The 19,508-nt window shown below is 74.6% G+C and carries 18 protein-coding genes; 11 read left to right on the plus strand and 7 right to left on the minus strand.

The genetic code is table 11. The features are described 5' to 3' along the window. Positions 1-13 precede the first annotated feature (13 nt). The 3 genes from AB0I60_RS06450 to AB0I60_RS06460 all read right to left on the minus strand — a co-directional run bounded on the left by AB0I60_RS06450 (position 14) and on the right by AB0I60_RS06460 (position 4,749). Entirely contained in the window at positions 14-1,771 is a 1,758-nt protein-coding gene (locus AB0I60_RS06450; protein ID WP_360726217.1) for an HEXXH motif-containing putative peptide modification protein, read from the minus strand. 411 nt (positions 1,772-2,182) lie between these two features. Then, positions 2,183-3,631 carry an amino acid adenylation domain-containing protein gene (locus AB0I60_RS06455; protein ID WP_360726219.1) on the minus strand — a complete coding sequence of 483 codons (1,449 nt, stop codon included), beginning with the start codon at positions 3,629-3,631 and terminating at the stop codon, positions 2,183-2,185. Further along, entirely contained in the window at positions 3,628-4,749 is a 1,122-nt protein-coding gene (locus AB0I60_RS06460) for an acyl-CoA dehydrogenase family protein (protein ID WP_360726220.1), read from the minus strand. The genes AB0I60_RS06455 and AB0I60_RS06460 overlap by 4 nt, the downstream gene beginning before the upstream one ends. Before the next feature lie 192 nt (positions 4,750-4,941). Here AB0I60_RS06460 and AB0I60_RS06465 point away from each other — a divergent pair, with 192 nt between their 5' ends. From AB0I60_RS06465 to AB0I60_RS06490, 6 genes are read left to right on the plus strand one after another with little or no spacing between them, the layout of a single operon-like run. After that, on the plus strand, positions 4,942-5,220 hold the full coding sequence (locus tag AB0I60_RS06465; RefSeq protein ID WP_360726222.1) for a phosphopantetheine-binding protein: 279 nt from the start codon (positions 4,942-4,944) through the stop codon (positions 5,218-5,220). Then, on the plus strand, positions 5,217-6,563 hold the full coding sequence (locus tag AB0I60_RS06470) for an NAD(P)/FAD-dependent oxidoreductase (RefSeq protein ID WP_360726223.1): 1,347 nt from the start codon (positions 5,217-5,219) through the stop codon (positions 6,561-6,563). The genes AB0I60_RS06465 and AB0I60_RS06470 overlap by 4 nt, the downstream gene beginning before the upstream one ends. Positions 6,564-6,576: 13 nt before the next feature. After that, positions 6,577-7,944: a TrpB-like pyridoxal phosphate-dependent enzyme gene (locus tag AB0I60_RS06475; protein WP_360726224.1), complete on the plus strand. Its 1,368-nt coding sequence runs from the start codon at positions 6,577-6,579 to the stop codon at positions 7,942-7,944. After that, positions 7,945-8,901, plus strand: coding sequence for an amidohydrolase family protein (locus tag AB0I60_RS06480; protein WP_360726226.1), 957 nt, complete (start codon positions 7,945-7,947; stop codon positions 8,899-8,901). A 2-nt stretch (positions 8,902-8,903) separates the two neighbouring features. Next, positions 8,904-9,374 carry a MaoC/PaaZ C-terminal domain-containing protein gene (locus AB0I60_RS06485; protein WP_360726228.1) on the plus strand — a complete coding sequence of 157 codons (471 nt, stop codon included), beginning with the start codon at positions 8,904-8,906 and terminating at the stop codon, positions 9,372-9,374. Next, entirely contained in the window at positions 9,371-9,832 is a 462-nt protein-coding gene (locus AB0I60_RS06490) for a YbaK/EbsC family protein (protein WP_360726230.1), read from the plus strand. Before AB0I60_RS06485 ends, AB0I60_RS06490 begins: the two co-directional genes overlap by 4 nt. On the opposite strand, the gene AB0I60_RS06495 is transcribed toward AB0I60_RS06490, so the two are convergent. The 3 genes from AB0I60_RS06495 to AB0I60_RS06505 form a co-directional block, all read right to left on the minus strand. Further along, entirely contained in the window at positions 9,810-10,727 is a 918-nt protein-coding gene (locus tag AB0I60_RS06495; RefSeq protein ID WP_360726232.1) for a DMT family transporter, read from the minus strand. The genes AB0I60_RS06490 and AB0I60_RS06495 overlap by 23 nt on opposite strands. 3 nt (positions 10,728-10,730) lie before the next feature. After that, positions 10,731-11,309, minus strand: coding sequence for a response regulator transcription factor (locus AB0I60_RS06500; protein ID WP_360726233.1), 579 nt, complete (start codon positions 11,307-11,309; stop codon positions 10,731-10,733). Between the two features lie 898 nt (positions 11,310-12,207). Then, positions 12,208-13,110: an NAD(P)H-binding protein gene (locus AB0I60_RS06505; RefSeq protein WP_360726235.1), complete on the minus strand. Its 903-nt coding sequence runs from the start codon at positions 13,108-13,110 to the stop codon at positions 12,208-12,210. 89 nt (positions 13,111-13,199) lie between these two features. On the opposite strand from AB0I60_RS06505, the gene AB0I60_RS06510 reads away from it, so the two are divergent. The 5 genes from AB0I60_RS06510 (at position 13,200) to AB0I60_RS06530 (ending at position 17,677) form a co-directional block, all read left to right on the plus strand. Further along, positions 13,200-13,991 (plus strand): ATP-grasp domain-containing protein, encoded by a 792-nt coding sequence (locus AB0I60_RS06510; protein ID WP_360726236.1) that lies wholly within the window; start codon positions 13,200-13,202, stop codon positions 13,989-13,991. Positions 13,992-14,096: 105 nt separating this feature from the next. Beyond that, on the plus strand, positions 14,097-14,510 hold the full coding sequence (locus AB0I60_RS06515) for a VOC family protein (RefSeq protein WP_360726238.1): 414 nt from the start codon (positions 14,097-14,099) through the stop codon (positions 14,508-14,510). A 166-nt stretch (positions 14,511-14,676) separates the two neighbouring features. Beyond that, positions 14,677-15,675, plus strand: coding sequence for an efflux RND transporter periplasmic adaptor subunit (locus AB0I60_RS06520; protein WP_360726240.1), 999 nt, complete (start codon positions 14,677-14,679; stop codon positions 15,673-15,675). Continuing rightward, positions 15,672-16,370 (plus strand): ABC transporter ATP-binding protein, encoded by a 699-nt coding sequence (locus AB0I60_RS06525; RefSeq protein ID WP_360726241.1) that lies wholly within the window; start codon positions 15,672-15,674, stop codon positions 16,368-16,370. Before AB0I60_RS06520 ends, AB0I60_RS06525 begins: the two co-directional genes overlap by 4 nt. Beyond that, on the plus strand, positions 16,370-17,677 hold the full coding sequence (locus AB0I60_RS06530) for an ABC transporter permease (protein ID WP_360726829.1): 1,308 nt from the start codon (positions 16,370-16,372) through the stop codon (positions 17,675-17,677). Before AB0I60_RS06525 ends, AB0I60_RS06530 begins: the two co-directional genes overlap by 1 nt. A 130-nt stretch (positions 17,678-17,807) precedes the next feature. Here the strand turns inward: AB0I60_RS06530 and AB0I60_RS06535 are convergent, their stop codons facing one another. Continuing rightward, positions 17,808-19,478: an FAD-dependent oxidoreductase gene (locus AB0I60_RS06535; protein ID WP_360726242.1), complete on the minus strand. Its 1,671-nt coding sequence runs from the start codon at positions 19,476-19,478 to the stop codon at positions 17,808-17,810. Between the last annotated feature and the right edge of the window lie 30 nt (positions 19,479-19,508).

The following is a 19,508-nucleotide window of genomic DNA, read 5'->3' on the forward strand; positions in this document are numbered from 1 at the left end:
GGCCGGCTCGGGGTCAGCGGCGCGGGTCCGCCAACCACGCGGCGAGCCGGACCGGGTCCGGCGCGGTGCCGGTGCGGGCGGCGACCTCGCGGTGCAGCGCGCGGACCACCTCGGGGGTGCGCCGCAGCGCCCCCTCGGCCGACGTCCGGGCCAGCCCGGCCCACGCCTGGTCGTCCGCCGGGTCGGCGGCCACGCGGCGCAGGTACAGCTCGGCTGCGCCGTCCACGTCGCCGGCGAGGAGGGCGGCGTCGGCCGCGTCGGCGGCACCGGGCAGGTCGGTCCGCCGCAGGGCCAGGGCCTTGAGCGCCGCCGCCCGGTCCGAAGGACCGACCGGCCCGTGGTCGGCGACCTCGGCGCGCACCGGGTCCGGCGGCGCGGGCCGGTCGGCGAGCCACGCCCCGGCGAGCCGGGCGACGTCCGACGCGTCCGGTGCCAGGTGCGCGACCCGCCAGTGCGCGCGGTGGTCGGCGACGAGGTCGGCCACCGGGCCGGTGCGGTCGGCGCGGGTCAGCGCCGCCTCGCGGGCGGCGAGGCGGTCGGACAGCGCGGCGAGGAACAGCCGGCCGCGCGCGGTGAGCCGCGCGGTGGCGGCGACGTCCTCGATGGCCGACCGGACCTGGAGCGCCCGGAGCACGAACGCGAACTCCGCCTCGGCGGCCCGCTCCGGCGCGACCCGCCCCCGCCGGTCGTGCCAGAACTCCACGACCGAGGCGAACGCGTAGATGCCGTGCAGGACGCCGTTGAGCGGTCGTGGGTCGTCCCGCCACGGCGCGTAGAAGCGCCGCTGCTCGTCGGGCTCGTGCAGGGGGCCGAGTTCGAGCAGGGCGTTGAGCTTGGAGTGCTGGAGCTCGTGCACCAGCGCGTCGGCCAGGTCGTCGGCCGTGGCCTTCTCCGACAGCGCGACCGCGCCGAACGCGGCGGCGCAGGACGCGCCCACGAGCTTGCCCTCGCGGGTCAGCGGCACCAGGCTGACCAGGCCCTGCGCCAGCTCCTCGGCGTACCCGGGGTGCCAGTCCACGAGCACCGACCACGCCTCGTCCAGTTGGGCACGCCAGCGGGCGAACTCGGCGTCGTCCACCGGGTCCGGCGGGCTGGTGCCCTCGGTGAACGCCCGGTGCGGGTCCGCGTCGTCGAACACCACGTCCAGGGCGAGGCCGGCGACCTCGGCGCGGTGCCGGCGGACCTCGGTGAAACCGCCGGCCAGCGGCGTGCCCCCGTGGTCGAGCGCCGTCCGCCCGCCGGACGCGGTGAGCCGCACGAAGTCGACCCCGTCGTCCACGGCCACGTCGAACCGGCCCACGGTCGGCAGGCTGACCACGCCCCGCACGACCGGCACCCGGATGGCGCAGTCCACCCCGGCGCGCACGGCCGCCGCCGCCGCGACGGCGTGCAGGACGCCGATTCCCGCCCGATCGGCGGGGCGGTCCGGGAATTCGCCACCGAGCTGTTTAATCGCGCGTTGCAGCCACAGCCCGACGGCCGGGAACATGACAATGCCGTCGACCAGTTCCGGATGGGTGTCCTCCACCCGGAGCAGCAACTCCCAGGCGGCGTCGAAATCGGGCAGAACCGCCGACGCCCGGTCATTGCGGCGCAATTCCGAGTCGAACGCGAGCAGGAGTTGCTTGCGCAGTGCGTTCTCGGCGTCCCGCAGCGCCCGCAGCGCCGGCCCGGCGGCCGGCCCGGCGCACACCCGGTCGAACAGCTCGGGGTCCAGCGGCGCCCCGGCGAGCGGGTCGACCAGCGGCGGTTCGGCCAGGTCGCTAGTCACGCTGGCCCTGCATCTGCTCGGAGATGCCCTGCTCGCGCACCCGGCGGACGGTCCGCCGCACGGCCGCTTCGAGAACGGGTGAATCGATCGACACCAGCGCGCGCAGAGTCCGTGAACTGAGGTTCAGCGGGCGCGTTCCCACACGGGGTGGCGGACTCGCCGTCACTCGGGCCTCCCATTGGTGCGGTGGTTCGGATCGGCGCCGGACGGCGACCGGGGAAAGTACCGTAGCAGTCCGGAAGGCTGTACCGCCGGATGGCTGGCCGACGCGTTTAGCGCCATTCCGGCACCTCCGCATTTCTGCGGAGGTCGATTGTCGCTTTTCGTGATCGAGGCACCCGGTCGGGCCGTTCCCGATCGGTGGCCGGCGCGGTCGGCGGCCGGGTCCGCCCGGGGACGGGACGCCGCCGGTCAGGGCGGGCCGGCGTCGGTCAGCGCGCGGCGGTCGACCTTGCCGTTCGCGGTGCGCGGCAGGCCCGCCAGGACGTGCACCCGGTCCACGATCATGTGCCGGGGCAGCAGCCCGGCGCAGTGCCGCTTGGCGTCCAGCAGGTCGAACGCGCAGCCGTCCTCGGACACCACGTACGCCGTCAGCCGGGCCTCCACGCCGCTGCCGACGACGGCCACCGCCACCTCGCTCACCGCCGGGTGGGACTGCAACGCCGCCTCCACGTCGCCCAGCTCGACCCGGTTGCCCCGGATCTTGACCAGGTGGTCCCGGCGACCCAGGTAGTGGTAGTCGCCGTCGCGCAGCACCACGCGGTCCCCGGTGCGGTACGGGCCCCGGTGCGGCGGGGCGCCGTGGTAGCCCAGCATGACGGTCGGCCCGTCGACCACCAGCTCGCCCTCCTCACCCGGCGGCGAGGGCGTCCCGTCGTCGCGCTCGGCCCACACCCGGTCGCCCGAGCAGGCCCGGCCGATCGGGGCCGGGTGCGTCCAGTCGTCCGGGACTTCGCCCACCTCGTAGAACGTGCACACGTTCGTCTCGGTCGGCCCGTAGAGGTTGAGCAGCCGGACCGCCGGGAATCGGGCGCGCAGCGCGCGCAGGTGGGCGACGGGGTACGGCTCGCCGGCGAACAGCACGGCGCGCAGGTCCGGCAGCTCGGCGGTGAGCAGGCCGCCGTCGCGCGCCATCAGCACCAGCGCCGAGGGCACCGAGTACCAGACGGTGGTCCGCCGCGCGGCCATCAGCTCGACCAGCAGGCGCGGCGCGTACGCGGTCTCCTGCGGCACGAGGTGCACCGACGCGCCCGCCAGGAACGCCACGTACAGGTCCAGCACCGACAGGTCGAAGTGCAGCGGCGCGTGGTTGGCGAACCGGTCCGCCGGCCCGGCGCGCAGCTCGGCCGCCGCCCACTCCACGAACGCCATCGCGTTGCGGTGGGAGATGCGCACGCCCTTCGGCACCCCGGTCGATCCCGAGGTGTAGAGCACGTACGCGAGGTCGTCGGGCGAGCACCGCACCGGGGGCAGCGGCTCCACCGGCCCGCCGCCGAGCGTGACGCACAGCGTGGGGAACCGGCCCTCCAGCGCCTGCGCGCCCTCCGGCGTGGTGATGACCACGGCCGGCGCGCAGTCCCCCAGCACCTGCACCGCCCGGTCGACCGGGCTCAGCGGGTCGACCGGCACGTACGCCGCGCCCAGCCGCAGGACCGCCTGCATGGCGACCACCGCGACGGTCGACTTGGGCAGCCACAGGGCCACCCGGTCACCGGCCGCGACGCCCGAGGCGGACAGCCGGTGCCCGAGCCGGTCGGCTTCCGCGTCCAGCCCGGCGTAGGTCAGCGCGCCGTCGCCGGCGGTGACGGCGGGGACGCCGCTCGCCGCGCGCGCCCGCACCAGGTCGTGCAGCAGCTTCACAGCCCCAGCTCCTTGGCCACCTGCTCCAACTGCATCTCCGAGGTGCCGGAGAACGTCGTGGCGGCCAGCGCGTCGAGCAGCTCGTGCGCCACGCCGGGCCCCACCCGCACGCCGGTCCCGCCCAGCACCCGCACCGCGAACGCCGCGACGTCCACCGCCGCCTCGCTGACCGCGAGCTTCGCGCCGGCCACGTCCGCGCCGGCCCGCTCGCCCCGGTCCAGCCGCCAGCACGCCCGCCACAGCAGCAGCCGCGCCGCCTCCACCCGGCCGTGCAGCCGCGCGATCGCGTGCGACACGGCCTGGTTGCGCCCGATCGCCCGCCCGAACTGGCGGCGCTGCCGGGCGTGCGCGACGCACCGCTCCAGCAACCGCCCGGCCTGCCCGAGGTAGGCGGCGAACAGGCAGGTCCGCTCCCACCGCATGGACGACTGGAAGATCGCCGCGCCCTGCCCCGGCACGCCCAGCACGTGGCTCGCCGGGACCCGGCACCCCTCGAACCGGACCTCGCCCGCCGGGCAGGTGCCCAGCACCGCCTTCTCGAACGGCCGCACGGACAGGCCGGGCACGTCCCGCCGCACGACGAACCCGGTCACGCCCAGGTGCCCGAACCCGGGGTCGGTGGAGGCGTAGACCACGAACACGTCGGCTTCGGGTGCGTTGCTGACGAACGACTTCACGCCGTCCAGGACGTAGTGGTCGCCGTCGGCGCGGGCGGTCGCGCGCAGCGCCGTGACGTCCGAGCCCGCGTCCTCCTCGGTGATCGCGTTCGCGCCCACCCACTCGCCGGAGGCCAGCAGCGGCAGCACCCGCGCCCGCACCCGCTCGTCGCCGTGCTCGGCGATCGGCATGGCGCAGGCGAACAGGTGGGCCAGCGACGCGAACACCAGCCCCATGTCCGGGCAGCCGCGCCCGAACGCCTCCATGACCCGGGCGGTGTCGAGGAAGCCGTGCCCGGACCCGCCGAGGTCGGCGGGCACGCTGTAGCCGAGCAGCCCGGCGTCGCCGCACCGCCGCCACAGCTCCCGCAGCGACGCGCCGGTGCGGTCCGGCCAGCCGGCCGCCTCCGCGCGGACGCGGTCGAAGTCGGCCTGCGCGGCCGGGTGCCATCCGAAGTCCACGCGACCGAACACTAAGCAGCGCGGGCCGGGTTGTCCTCCCCTGGAATACCGGCCCGGACCTGGCCGCACGGACAGGTCCGGGCTCCGCCGAACGGCCGGCCCCGCCCGCCATTCCGGTGGAAGACAGCGGTTTTCCACCCCTCATAGCATCCGGGGCACACCTGCTGGTGTGGCGCGGATACGGAGACGAGCATGGAACACGCCGAGGTCCTCGGGGCGTTGACGGAGTTCATCAGGGACAAGGTGCTGGACTCCGCCGGGGTGGAGGTCCTGCCGGACACGCCCCTGCTGGAGTGGGGCATCCTCAACAGCCTGTCCACGACTGCCCTCGTCGTGTTCATCGGCGAGCGGCTCGGGGTCGACGTGCCCGCCGAGCGCATGGTCGGCCGCAACTTCCGCGACCTGGACAGCATCACGCGGCTGGTGCTGGAACTGGACGACGTCCGCAAGTCCGAGCTGGGGGCACCGTGACAGAGGTTGACTTCGACATCGGCATCATCGGCGGCGGGCCCGCCGGTTCCACGATCGCCTCCTACCTGGCCAAGGCGGGCCTGTCCGTCGTGCTGCTGGAGGGCGAGCTGTTCCCCCGGCCGCACGTGGGGGAGTCGCTGATCCCGGCGACCACCCCGGTGCTGGCCGACATCGGGGCGCTGGCCAAGGTGGACGAGGGCGGGTTCCCGCGCAAGTACGGCGCGGCCTGGACCTCCGCCACCGGCAACGACATCTCGAACCTGGGCTTCAAGCTCTCGCACGGCTTCAAAGCCGCCGAGGTCGAGTTCCGCGAGCGCGACCAGCGCAACGTCGACCAGGACTACACCTACCACGTCGACCGGGGCCAGTTCGACCTGTTGTTGTTGCAGCACAGCGAGTCCCTCGGCGCGAAGGTCTACGAGGGCGTGCGGGTGCACCGGGTCGAGCTGGACGGGGACGTCAAGCGGGTCGTGTTCACCCTGGGGCGGCGGGAAATCGGCGTCCGGGTGCGGCTGGTGGTCGACGCGAGCGGCCGGCACACCCTGCTCGGCCGGCAGCTCAAGCTCAAGGTGCCCGACCCGGTGTTCAACCAGTACGCCATCCACACCTGGTACGACGGGCTGGACCGGTCGGCGCTCGCCGTGGACGGCAAGCAGGCCGACTTCATCTTCATCCACTTCCTGCCGATCACCGACACGTGGGTCTGGCAGATCCCCATCACCGACACCGTCACCAGCGTCGGCGTGGTGACCCAGAAGAAGCACTTCACCGCCGCGAAGCAGCAGTGGGGCGCGTTCTTCGAGGAGGCCGTGGAGAGCCGCCCGGACCTGGCGGAGGCGCTGCGCAAGGCCGAGCGGGTCCGGCCCTTCAAGCCGGAGGGCGACTACAGCTACGCCATGAAGCAGGTCTGCGGCGACGGCTGGCTGATGGTCGGCGACGCGGCCCGGTTCGTGGACCCGATCTTCTCCAGCGGTGTCAGCGTCGCCATGAACAGCGCGCGGATCGCGTCCTACGACATCCTCGACGCGGCCGAGCACGGCGACTTCGGCAAGTCCTCCTTCGACCGCTACGAGACGAAGCTGCGCCGCGCGGTGAGCAACTGGTACGAGTTCATCTCGATCTACTACCGCCTCAACATCCTGTTCACCGCGTTCGTCGCGGACCCGCGCTACCGGCTCGATGTGCTGCGGATGCTCCAGGGCGACGTGTGGGACGGCGACGGCGAACCGGCCGCGCTGACCCGGATGCGGCAGATCACCCGCGAGGTCGAGGACAACCCGGACCACCTGTGGCACCCGCACCTGGGCACGCTGCGGGCGCCGAGCCAGGCACCGATGTTCTGAGGGGACGAGTGACGTGAAGAAGTACCTGCTGTCCGAGGACGAGCTGCCCACCCAGTGGTACAACATCCTGCCCGACCTGCCCCGGCCGCTGCTGCCGCCGCTGCACCCGGTCACCCACGAGCCGATGACCGCCGACGACCTGCGACCGCTGCTGCCCGACGAGGTCATCGCGCAGGAGTTCAGCCCGCAGCGCTGGGTGGACATCCCCGAGCAGGTGCGCGACGTCCTCAAGATCTGGCGGCCCTCGCCGCTGTACCGGGCGGACCGGCTGGAGAAGGCGCTGGACACCCCGGCGAAGATCTACTTCAAGTACGAGGCGGTGTCGCCCGCCGGGTCGCACAAGCCGAACACCGCCGTGCCGCAGGTGTTCTACAACGCCCGCCAGGGCGTCCGGCGGGTCACCACCGAGACCGGCGCGGGCCAGTGGGGTTCGGCGCTGTCCTTCGCGGGCAGCCTGTTCGGCGTCGAGGTCACCGTGTACATGGTGAAGGCGTCGTTCGAGCAGAAGCCGCACCGGCGCTCGCTGATGGAGACGTGGGGCGGCGAGGTGTTCGCCTCGCCCAGCACCCGGACCCGGGCCGGCGCGAAGATCCTCGCCGACGACCCGGACTCGCCGGGCAGCCTCGGCATCGCCATCAGCGAGGCCGTGGAGGACGCGCTGGCCCACGACGACACCAAGTTCGCGCTCGGGTCGGCGATGAACCACGTGGTGCTGCACCAGACCGTGATCGGCCTGGAGGCCAAGCGCCAGTTGGAGATGGCGGGCGACTACCCCGACGTCGTGGTCGGCTGCGTCGGCGGCGGGTCCAACTACTCCGGCCTGACGTTCCCGTTCCTGGCCGACACCCTGACCGGCACGCGCACCGGGACCCGGTTCATCGCCGCCGAACCGGCCGCGTGCCCGACCCTGACCCGGGGCCGCTACACCTACGACTACCCGGACACCGCCGGCCTGGGACCGCTGCTGCACATGAAGACCATGGGCCACGGCTTCATCCCGCCGCCCATCCACGCGGGCGGCCTGCGCTTCCACGGCGACGCGCCGACGCTGTGCCTGCTGCACGAGGAGGGGCTCGTGGAAGCCCGCGCCTACAACCAGAACGAGGTGTTCACCGAGGCCGTGCGGTTCGCCCGCGCCGAGGGCTTCGTGATGGCGCCGGAGTCGTCGCACGCGCTGCGCGGCGCGGTCGCCGAGGCGCTGGCGGCCAAGGAGGCGGGCGAGGCGCGCACCATCCTGTTCGGCTTCTCCGGCCACGGCCACTTCGACATGGGCGCGTTCGACTCGTTCCTGGCCGGCCGGCTGGAGGACTACGACCTGCCGCAGGAGCAGATCGACGCCGCGCTGGCCGACCTGCCCGCCGTCGCGGCCGAGGCGGTGTAGGTGTCCGGAGCGGACTGGGTGGACGTGCACCACCACGCCTACCACGGGCGGCTGGCCGACGCGCTGGCCGCCCGGGGCGTCACGCACATGGCGCCGGGCGTCCCGGTGCCGCGCTGGGACCCCGCCGACACGTTCCGGGTCATGGCCGAGCACGACCTCGCGGCGGTCGTGCTCTCGGTGCTGGTGCCCGACGCCGCGCTGCTGCTGCCCGACGCGGCGGACCTGGTGCGGCAGACCAACGACTGGACCTCGGAGCTGGTGCGGGCCCACCCCGACCGGCTGGGCCTGCTGGCCACCCTGCCGCTGCCCGACCTGGACGCCGCGCTGGCCGAGGTCGGGCGCGCGTTCGACGTGCTGGGCGCGGACGGCGTGGTGCTGCCCGCGTCCCTGGCCGACGGCGCGGTCCTCGGCGACCCCGGCCTGGACCCGCTGCTGGCGGAGCTCGACCGGCGGGCGGCCGTGGCGTTCGTGCACCCGAACCCCGGCTACCGCTGCTCCTGCACGGGCGCCGCCGACTTCGCCGCCGCCGTGCCGCCGCCGCTGGTCGACTTCGTCGCCGACACCACCCGCGCGGTGGCCAACCTGCTGTTCCGGGGTGCCCTGCGGCGGTTCCCGCGCATCAGGTTCGTGCTCGCGCACGGCGGCGGCACGATCCCGTTCCTGGTGGGCCGGCTGGAACTGGCCCGCACCTGGGTGCTGCCCGACCAGGACGGCCCGGTCGGCGCGGAGCTGGGACGGCTCTACTACGAGACCGCGCAGTCGTCCACGGCCGCCGCGCTGGCGTGCGTGGACGCGGTCGCCGACCCCGGGCACGTGCTGTTCGGCACGGACTTCCCGTTCATGGGCGCCGAGGTCGTCGGGCAGACCCGGCGCGAGGTGGCCGCGCACCGGCCGGACATCGGGTCGGCGGGCCGGGCGCTGTTCCCCCGGCTGCGCGCCGCCGCCGCGAGGGGGTAGCGGTGCGCCACTTCGAGGACTTCCGGGTCGGTGACGTGCACGAGCTGGGCAGCCGGCGGATCACCGAGGCGGAGATCCGCTCGTTCGCCCGGCAGTACGACCCGCAGCCGGTGCACCTCGGGCGGTCGGCGCAACCGCTGATCGCCAGCGGCTGGCACGTGGCCGCCGTGTTCATGCGGCTCTACGTCGACGCGGTGATCAGCGGGTCGGCCGCCGAGGTGTCGCCGGGCCTGGGCGAGCTGCACTGGCTGCACCCGGTGCGGCCCGGCGACCTGCTGTCCGGCCGGGCCACCGTGCTGAGCACGACCCCGTCGCTGACCCGCGCGGACTGCGGGGTGGTGCGCCAGCGCGGCGAGCTGGCCGACGCTTCCGGGCGGCCGGTGATGCGGCTGCTGTTCTACGGCCTGATGCGCAAGCGCGACCACGACCCCGTGATCACGCCCGAGGTCCGCCCCGATACCCTCCGCGCATGAGCGGACCGACTCCCGCGCAGATCCTGACGGCTTCGGGCGTGCCGTTCTCCTCCTTCCGGCACGCGCCGATCCGCACCTACGAGGACATCGAGCGGGAACTGGACCTGCCGGCCGAGCGGCTGCTCAAGACGCTCGCGTTCCGCACGCCGGACCGGTTCGTGCTGGTGTCCCTGCCGATGCTGCTGCCCGCCGGCTACGGCAAGATCGCCAAGGCGGCGGGCGTCTCGCGGTCGAAGCTGCGCCGCGCGGGCGAGGACGACCTCGCGGAGCTGGGCATGGCACCCGGCGGCATCAGCCCGCTGACCGGGCTCGCCGACCGCGCGGTCGTGTTCCACGAGTCCGTGCCCGGGATGGGGCAGGTCTACTGCGGCAGCGGCCGGGACGACGAGACCATCGAGGTGGCCGCCGAGGCCCTGGTCGAGCTGGTCCGGCCGGTCATCGCCGACGTGGCGAGCTGAGCGCCGGCACCGGGGGCTCCCGGCGGCGCGCGGGCCGCAGCCCGATCGCCAGGCCGACCAGCACCAGGGCCGCCCCGACCAGGTCGGCGAGGTGCGGCTGCCCGGTGCCCAGCACGACCGTCGACACCACCGCGCCGACCGGCAGGAAGCCGGAGAACAGGCCCGCGCGGTCCGCGCCCAGCCGGGGCAGCGACGAGTACCAGCACAGGAACGCGAACACCGTGACCACCACGGCCAGGTAGCCCAGGGCGAGCGCCTCGGCGGCGGTCGGCACCCGGACCAGGTCCGGCCCGTCCACGACCAGCCCCACCACGACGAGCTGCGGCACGGCCAGCGCCGCCGAGTACGCCGACACCCGGATCGCGCCGAGCCGGCCCAGCACCGGCAGCGCCAGCAGGGAGAAGCCGGCCTCGCAGGCCAGCGCGCCGAACGCCAGCAGCAGGCCCAGCGGCGAGCCGCCGCCGAACCCGCTGGTCACGGCCACCCCGGCGACCACGACCACGGAGGCCGCGAGCACCCGGGGCGCGGGCCTGCGCCGCTCCACCACCGGGCCGAGCAGCGCCAGCACGATCGGCACGGCGGCCACCACGGTGCCCACGGTCGCCGGGTCGGCGAACCGCGTGCTCTCCACGACCAGCACGTTGAAGGCGGTCAGCCCGGTCAGCGCCAGCGCCGCCAGGAACAGCACCTCCCGCCGGGTCAACCGGATCGGGCCCTTGCCGAGCACCTGGGCCACGGCGAGCAGCAGCAGCGCGCCGACCAGGTAGCGCACCGCTTGGCCGCCGTAGACGGGGTAGTCGTGCAACGCGGGCGAGACACCGGTCAGCGTGCCCACGCAGAACATCGCGGTCGCGGCACCCAACGCGCCGCGTTGGACGTCGGTCAGGGTGGGCAAGGTTCACGGCCTCCGTGCGGTCTCGGACAGTTCGCCCACGTTGATCAGCCCGGTCTCGTAGGCGTAGGCGACCGCGCTCGCGCGGTTGGGCAGCCGCAGCTTCCGCAGCAGGTTCTGGACGTGGAACTTGACGGTGCTCTCGGTCAGCGACAGGTGCCGCGCCATCTCGGAGTTGGTCCGGCCGCCGACCAGCAGGCGCAGCACGTCGGTCTCCCGCCGGGTGATGCGCTCCAGCGGCGGTCCGCCCCGTTCGGCGGCGCGCGGCGCGGGCCCGGCGTAGAACGCGTACCCGGCGGCCAGCATCCGGATGGCGCTGAGGAACTCGTCGGGACCGGACGTCAGCGGCAGGACGCCCACCCGGGGCGCGTCGGGCAGCACGGCGTGGTCGTCCACCACGAGCACGCTCGCCGCCGGCCGGCTGTCCAGGAACCGGCGCGCGGCCAGCGGCGCGCGCGGCACGTCGGCCAGGCACCCGATCACCACCACGTCGGGCAGTTCCCGGGTGTGCCGGGCGAGGCTTTCGAACGTGTCGACCTGGTGGGTCACCTCGAACCCGGCGGCCTCGTCGATGATTTTTCGCATCCCGATCCGGAAAAGGATTCTCCGTTCCGCCAGGATGACCCGCGTGAGATTGCCGATGAGTGCGTTCTTCACAGGACCGGCCCCCAAGTCGGTGTGCGCGCGGCGCGGTCGTCGGCGGAGCGGGCGAGCGGCGGAAGAATGCGTTCGACCGAGGTCCGCGCGGCCCCCGGCACCCGGCCGCACCCCGCCCGCCGCCGGTGCGCGCGGCGGTCCGGCGCCAGGTCGCCGGTCAGCGAGAACTGTTCTTCCGCGTCATCGCGGACGGCGGTGATCCCCGGCCCGGCGGCATCCGGTTCGTCCGGCGCGCGACGGGTAATGCGGCGGGCTTACTTCCGTCGACCATGCCTCCCCCAGTTCCCCCGTGATTGTCCGCCAGGGCCGGAAAACCCGGGCCGGACCAATAGTTCACGTTCGGCACGATCAACACAACCTGCCCGGGGAGATTGAGCCGAACGGTCGACGTGAATGCGCCGGCGGATCGTGGCGCGCGGTCTTTCGCGAGCCGGCCGGGCACCGGGGCGGCCGGTCGGCCGGGTGATCGCGGGACGTGCCGGAAACGCGTGGTCGCCGCAGGTCGACCGGCCGGTCGCCCGGTGCCGGGAGGGCTCGGGTGCCCCATTCGCGGTGCCTCCTGACGGGTGTCCGGGAACGGCCGTCCGCGTGGACCGGGCTGCGCCGCCGATCCCGGGATGTGCGGTTACGTCGATGTCGGGTGGAATCGCCCGACTGTGCGGGCGGATCGGCCGTCAGGGTGATGCCGGCGACGCACCGCGACAACAGCACACGGCCCCGGTCGGGCGCTGCTGGAACAGCCCGGACGATCGCGGCCCACCCAGCGGGGTTCCGGTGCGTCGGCGACTTCGGGACACCGCCACGGCCGGTGCCGCCGCGCGCGCCGTCAACGCCCGAACGTCTCGCGGACCGCCTGGTCGAGCACGCCCGGTTCGCCGACGCCGAGGAACAGCTCGCGGGTCAGCAGCCGGTCCACGTGGGCGGGGTCCAGGCCGGGTTCCCGGCCGGACAACCGGCCCACGGCGCCGAAGAGCCGCAGGGCCGCCCGGAGCGCGGCCGGGTGCAGCCGGCGCACCCGGCGCGGCCGGCCGACGGCGTCGGCGACCCGCGAGAACATCCCGTGCCACGTCATGTTCTCGTCCGCGACCGGCAGGTCGGCCCCGGACGCCCGCTCCAGCGCCGTCACCGCCACCTCGGCCACCCGGCTCGCGGACGTCGCGGCGCTCCCGCCGGGCGGCGCGACCAGCGGCCACCCCGACCGGGCCCAGCGCCCCAGCGGCCCGGCCCAGTTCGGCACCCGGTCGCCCGCGCGGCCGAACACGAACGGCAGCTCCAGCACGGCCACCGGGAACCCGGCGGCCTCGCGCGCGGCACGGGCCTGCTCGACCCGGCTGCGCAGGTACGGGTGCAGCGCCGCGAGCCGCCACTCCGGGTGCTCGCGGTGGAAGTGGGTGTAGTACGAGCCGAGCACCACGCCCCGGCTCAGGCCCTCCTCGCGGGCGGCGGTGAACAGCCGCTCGACCGGCACCACGTTGCCCCGGTGGAATGCCGGGTAGGCGGGCCGGCGCGGGGTCTCCCGGTCGTCCACGCCGGCGGCGAACACCACGCCGTCGTGCCCGGCCAGCAGCGGTCGCAGCTCCGCCACGGCGGCCGTGGTCGCGTCCAGCACGTGGTCCAGGCCGTCGCGCCGGCTGCGCGCGGCGGTCGTGGCCGCGTGGCCGCGCCGCCGCAGCTCCGCCACGACGTGCTGCCCGACCAGACCGCTCGCACCCACCACGAGGATTCGCACGCCGGTGATCATGCCGCGCCGGGGCGGCCGGCGGTAGCGGCGGGACCCGCTCCGGACGGGCCGCCGGGGCCCGTGCTTGGCTGTGCGGCGTGGCACGCACCGAGCAGACGGGCCGACGGCACTTCGTGGCCCACATCGACCGGGCCGGCGCGGCGGCCGGGGCCGAGGTCCGGTGGCACTGCGACCGCTGGGTGGCCGAACTGGTCGCCGGCGACCGCAGGGCCCTGGTCATCGGGCACGTCTTCCCGCTGGACAACGCCGCGTCCGCGCAGGTCGCCACGGACAAGGTGGCCACCTGCGCGCTGCTCGACGCCGGCGGCGTGCCGACCGTGCCGCACCGCCTGCTCGACTTCGGCACCCGGGCCGACCCGCTCGCGGCGGTCCACGAGCTGGCGGGGCTGCCGGCGGTGCTCAAACCGCACCGGGAGAGCGGCGGCGTGGACGTCCAGCAGGTCACCGACGAGCCCGGCGCGCGCGCCGCGCTCGCCCACCTGCGCGCCCGGTACCGGGCGATCGCGGTCTCGCCGCTGCTGCCCGTGCAGGACGAGTACCGGGTCGTCGTGCTCGACGGCGAAGTCCTGCTGGTGTACCGCAAGGAGGTCGCGCCGGGGGAGTGGCGGCACAACCTGCGCTTCGGCGCGCGCCCGGTGCTCGACGTGGACCCGGCGGCGCAGGCCGCGACGACCGCGCAGGCGTTGCGGGCCATGAGCGCCCTGGGTCTGCGGTTCGCCAGCGTGGACGTCGTGGTGGTCGACGGCGGGCCGAGGGTGCTGGAAGTCAACAGCGGCGTGGCCCTGGAGCACTTCAGCCGCGCGAGCGAGCGCCACCGGGCGCTGGCGGCCGACGTCTACGGTGCCGCCGTGCGGGCGTGCCTGGCGTAGGCGGTGCGCCGACCGTGCGCCGGCGCGTCCCCTGACCTGCGCGAGTCCGGTCGCGCGGTGCGGGATGTCTTGCGAGGATGTGGGCCCCTAGTCGAGGAGGACCCGGTGGCCTCACGTCTCAACCCGTACATCAGCTTCGCCGGCAACGCGCGCGAGGCGATGGAGTTCTACAAGGACGTCTTCGGCGGCACGTTGACCCTGAGCACCTTCGGCGAGTTCGGGCAGCCGGACGCGCCCGAGGCCGGCCAGATCATGCACGGGCAGTTGGAGACGCCCAGCGGCTACACGGTGATGGGGGCCGACACGCCGCCGGGGATGCCGCACAACCCGGGCGACAACATCACCGTCAGCCTCAGCGGCGACGACGGCGACGAGCTGCGCGGCTACTGGGAACGGCTCTCCGACGGGGGTCAGGTCACCGTCCCGCTGGAGAAGCAGATGTGGGGCGACGAGTTCGGCGCGTGCGTCGACCGGTTCGGCGTCTCGTGGATGGTCAACATCGCCGGCACCGGTTCCTGACCCCCGGTCGCGGCCGGTCGCACCGCCGGCCGGGCGGGGGCCTCCGGTCGGCGGGACCGCGCGGTCGTGAAGAGTTTTCCGGTCCGATGCAACCCGGTGCGGGCCCCGGGCGTCATGTCGGTAGGTTGGCCGAACCGGCGTGTTGGCTTGGGCTTGGGGGGAACCGGTGTCTGTCGTTGGTGTGGGGCGCGTTCTCGGCGCGGCCCTGGTGCTGCTGGCCGCGCAGGGGTGTTCGTCCGGCGGCCCGGAGGCGGTCAACCCGGAACTGGCGCCCCGGGGCACCACCATGACCACCGCGAAACCCACGCGGCAGGACCTGAACAACAAGGTCGGCCTCACCGGCAAGGTGGCCATGAACCCGGTCTTCGGGCTCGTCGCGCCGGTCGGCGGCCAGGTCCGCTACCTGGAGGTCCCGGAGGCGCGGAGCACGCCCACCAAGCCGACCCGGGTCGCCACGGTCTGGGTCGACGGCACGCCCCACCACGTCGAGGTCCCGGCCGGCTCCACGTTCGGCGGCCGGCTGGTCGACGACCGGTCCACCGTCACGGTCGGGATGCCGGTCGCCTCCGCCAAGTACGCGGGCTACGGCATCGTGGCCGAGATCAGCGGCGAGCAGGCGTACCAGATCGCCGACTCCGCCACCGGCTCCGTCCGCGCCCAGATCAAGAACGGGCCGGGCCCGTTCGACTGCGCGCTGCTCGGCACCATCGCCGCGCTGCCGGCGGGCACCGTCCCCGCCGCGCCCCCGCCGCCGCAGGAGCCGCCGGCCGAGGGCGACGAGCAGACCCCGGGCCGGGCCACGCCCCCGCAGCAACCCGACCAGCCCAAGGGCACGTCGGACTCCACCGGGCTGCGGCTGGTGTGCACCGCGCCCGACGACGTCAAGCTGATCAACGGCGCGACCGCGACCCTTGAGGTCGTCACCGCCACCGCGCCCAACGCGCTCGTCGTCCCGGTGGAAGCGGTCGCCGGCGGGCAGGGCAAGGGCAAGGTCGACGTGCTCGGGCCGGACGGCTCGCGGCAGACCAAGGACGTCGTGCTCGGCCTGACCGACGGCAAGGTCGTAGAGGTCAAGGAGGGCCTGACCGGCGAGGAGACGCTCGCCGTGCCCGGCCCCGACCTGCCGCGCGGCCCGGAGGCCCAGCCCGAGGCCGGTTCCCGGTGACGCCGCTGATCCAGCTCACCGCAGTCCGCAAGACCCTGAAGGGCCAGGAGCAGCCGCGCACCATCCTGGACGGCGTCGACCTCACCGTGCGCTCCGGGGACAGCGTCGCCATCCTCGGCCGCTCCGGCTCGGGCAAGAGCACGCTGCTCAGCGTGATCGGGCTGTTCGACCGCCCCGACTCCGGCGAGTACCTGTTGGGGGAGCGGGACATCACCCGCATCCCGGAGCGCCGGGCCGCCGCGCTGCGCAGCGCGGAGTTCGGCTTCGTGTTCCAGAGGTTCTTCCTGCTCAAGCACTTGAGCGCCGCGCAGAACGTGGCCATGGCGCTGGTGAACGGCCAGGGCTGGCTGCCGCGCCGCAAGCGGCGGGCGAAGGTGCTGGCCGCGCTGGACCGGGTCGGCATCGCCCACCTGGCCAAGCACAAGCCGCCCCGGCTCTCCGGCGGCGAGCAGCAGCGCGTGGCGATCGCGCGGGCACTGGTGCGCGAGCCGCGCATCCTGCTCGCCGACGAGCCGACCGGCGCGCTGGACACCGAGACCGGCAACCTCGTGGTCGAGGCGCTGCGCGCCACCACCGACCAGGGGTGCGGGCTGGTGCTGGTCACGCACGACCGGGACCACGCGGCGAAGATGGGCCGGGTGCTCACCCTGTCCGGGGGCGTGCTGCACCCGACCGCCGAGCGGGTGGTCGCGTGATGCGGCTGTCCGGGCGGCTGCGGTCGTCGCTGATCATCGGTGGGCAGGGCATCCGGGCCCGCAAGCTGCGCACGTTCCTGTCCATGATCAGCCTGTTCATGGGGGTGCTGGCCGTCGTCGCCGTGCAGGCCGGCGCGGAGATCGCGAACCGCGCGATGCTCGCGGACGTCGAGCTGTACCAGGGCAAGGACGGCACCCGCCAGCTGTACGTGGGCGCGGAGGACGACGCGGTGCAGACCGCGCTGGACACCGTGGCCGGGCGGTCCGACGCGGTGGCGGTGACCGCCGTGCAGGCGATCGTCGGCGAGCCGGGCGTCAAGCCGATCAACGAGGGCGGCGGCCCGATCGACCAGCCGGGTGGCGGCGGCGGGCGCAACACGGTCTGCGACATGAACGGCTGCCACGAGGTGCCGGACCCCAACGAGGGCGCACCTCCCGGCCAGGCGATCGAGTTGCAGCTCACCGGGCTCTCCGGCGACATCCGGGTGTTCCGGCCGTTCCGCCAGGTGTCGGGGCAGTGGCTGGACTTCGCGGGCGACCCGTCGTTCGCGCCGCGCCTGGTGCTGAACAAGAAGGCGGCCGAGGCGTTCGAGCGCTTCCGGGTGCCGGCGGAGATGCGGCTGTCCGGCGCGAGGGTCAACGCGACCCCGCGCTTCGTCGGCGTGGTGGAGGACGGCGGGTACGCGCCGGCCGCCTACGTGCGCACCGACGAGCTGGGCAACTGGTTGTCCGCCGAGAACATGAGCGACGGCCGCCGCGGCCCCGGCCTCCAGGTCCTGCTCACGCCCACCGCGTCCGACGTGGAGCACACGCTGCGCGCGCGGCTGGTGGCGGGCGGCGTGAAGCCCGAGCAGATCAACGTCTCCACGGTCAACACGCTGGAGCGGATGTCCGACCAGCTCACCGTGATGCGGTGGATCTTCCTCGGCATGGCGGCGCTGGTGCTGCTGATCGGCATCGCGGGCATCCTCAACGTCGGCCTGGCCACGGTGGGGGAGCGGATCGAGGAGTTCGCGCTGCGCCGCGCGGTGGGCACGCCCCGGCTGCTGCTGGCGGGCATCGTGCTCGCCGAGACCCTGCTGACCGGGCTGCTCACGGCGGCGGCGGCGATCGGTGCCGGCGTGGTGGGGCTCCAGGTGGCGAGCGGGCTGTTCGGCTCGCGCTACCCGACGCTCCAGGGCGTCGAGTTCCCGTGGCAGGCCGGGGTCGCGGGCGTGCTCGCGGGCCTGGTGGCCGGCGTGCTGGGCGGCCTGGTGCCGGCGATCCGGGCGGCCCGCATCCCGATCGCCACCGTCATGCGGGCCTGAGCGCTCCGACCGGGGCGACTCCCCTGGGTGGACGACCGGGCGGGCGGTCCGGTGAACGCCGGCCGGCCGCTTGCAGGGTCGCCGCCGCGCTCCACCCGGTCGACCGCCGCCACGGGTGCGCCGGCAGCGGTCAGGTCCGGCCGAGGAGGATGCCGCCCGCCGCGAGGCGGGTGGTGTCCAGGTAGCCGGTCCGGTCGTGGTCGAGCAGGCCGAACGTCTCGGCGGCGGCGTCGGCCGACGTGCCCAGCGCGCCGAGCAGGCGCTGGAACTCGCGCAGGGTCAGCGACCCGTCCGCGTCGGTGTCGGACAGGGTCAGCACGGCGTCGGCCAGCGGGGCGAACGCGTCGAGCGCGGCGAGTTCGTCCAGCGCCCCGGTGAACGCCGCCCGGTCCACGCCGCCCTCGCCGAAGCGGGACAGCGCGGTCCAGAACTCGCCGCACGCGTCGAGCACCCGGCGTGCGCGCTCGGTGTCGGGCGGCTCGTCGAACGCGGCCACCAGCCGCCGCCCGAACGCCGTCAGGTCGTCCGCGCCGACCAGCCCGTCGCGGTCGCCGTCGAGCAGGTCGAACGTCGTCACGCCGCCCTGCTCGGGAATCCGCCGCACGGCCGTGTCCCGCAGGTACTCCACGACGGCCTGGCTGGCGACCGCGCCCTGGCCGATCGCGGAGCCGATCCGCTTCACCGTCCCGGACCGCACGTCACCGGCGGCGAACACACCCGGCAGGGACGTCTCGGTGAGCAGGGGGTCCCGCTCCAGCGCCCACGCACCCTCCACGCGCAGCAGGTCCGTCCCGGTGACCAGGAAGCCGCGCGTGTCCACTCTGGACTGAGCGGCGAGCCAGTCGGTGCACGGCGTCATCCCGATCAGCACGAACAGCGAGGTGGCCGCCACCTCGGACGTCTCGCCGGTCCCGGTGTCGCGCAGCACGAGCCCGCGCACCGAACCGGTGCCGAGCACGGCGGCCACCTCGGCGCGCGGTCGCACCCGGACCAGCGCCGACTCCTCGATCCGCCGCACCAGGTAGCGCGACATCGGGCTGCCGTCCAGCGCCGGGCCGCGCACCAGCAGCGTCACCCGCACCCCGTGCTCGGCCAGGTAGAGCGCCGCCTGCCCGGCGGAGTTGCCCGCGCCCAGCACGAACGCGTCCGACCCCGCCGTCCGCACGGCGACCGGGGTCGACGCGCCGTAGTGCACGCCGACGTCCCGCAGCTCCGCCGCGCCCGGCACGTCCAGCGGTCGCCAGCGCATCCCCGTCGCCACCAGCACGGCCGTGCCGCGCACGGTCGAGCCGTCGTCGGCGTCCACCGCCCACCGGTCGCCCTCGCGGCGCAGCGCGGTCGCCCGCCGCGCGGACAGCCACTGCACGCCGAACCGCCGCGCCTGCGCCAGCGCGCGCTGCGCCAGGTCGCCGCCGGACAGCCCGTCCGGGAAGCCGAGGTAGTTCTCGATCCGCGAGGTGGACCCGGCCTGCCCGCCGGGCGCGTCGTCCTCGACGACCACCACCCGCAACCCCTCGCACGCCGAGTAGACCGCCGTGGCGAGCCCGGCCGGCCCACCGCCGACCACGACCAGGTCGTAGTCGCCGCCGCCGGCCGCGTCGGTCAGGCCGAGGGCGGTGGCCAGCTCGATCAGGCTGGGTTCGACCAGCACGTCCCCGCCGGGCAGCTCGACCACGACCGACCCGGCCGGGCCGACCAGGTGCGCGTCGAACGGGACCTGGTTGCGGGCCAGGAAGTCCTTGATCGCGTAGCCGCGCGCGGAACCGACGGGTTCGACCACGCGCAACGGGGATTCGGCCACCGACGCCTCCCGGGGAGCAGCAAGGGCTCC

The organism is Actinosynnema sp. NPDC050436 (genome assembly GCF_040655415.1).
In the GTDB taxonomy this organism is placed as follows: Bacteria; Actinomycetota; Actinomycetes; order Mycobacteriales; family Pseudonocardiaceae; genus Actinosynnema.

Bases quoted from the DNA above. Each gene is read 5' to 3' on its own strand.
- AB0I60_RS06465 (WP_360726222.1), top strand. From the start codon at position 4,942: ATGGAACACGCCGAGGTCCTCGGGGCGTTGACGGAGTTCATCAGGGAC.
- AB0I60_RS06490 (WP_360726230.1), top strand. From the start codon at position 9,371: ATGAGCGGACCGACTCCCGCGCAGATCCTGACGGCTTCGGGCGTGCCG.
- AB0I60_RS06500 (WP_360726233.1), bottom strand. From the start codon at position 11,309: ATGCGAAAAATCATCGACGAGGCCGCCGGGTTCGAGGTGACCCACCAG.
- AB0I60_RS06530 (WP_360726829.1), top strand. From the start codon at position 16,370: ATGCGGCTGTCCGGGCGGCTGCGGTCGTCGCTGATCATCGGTGGGCAG.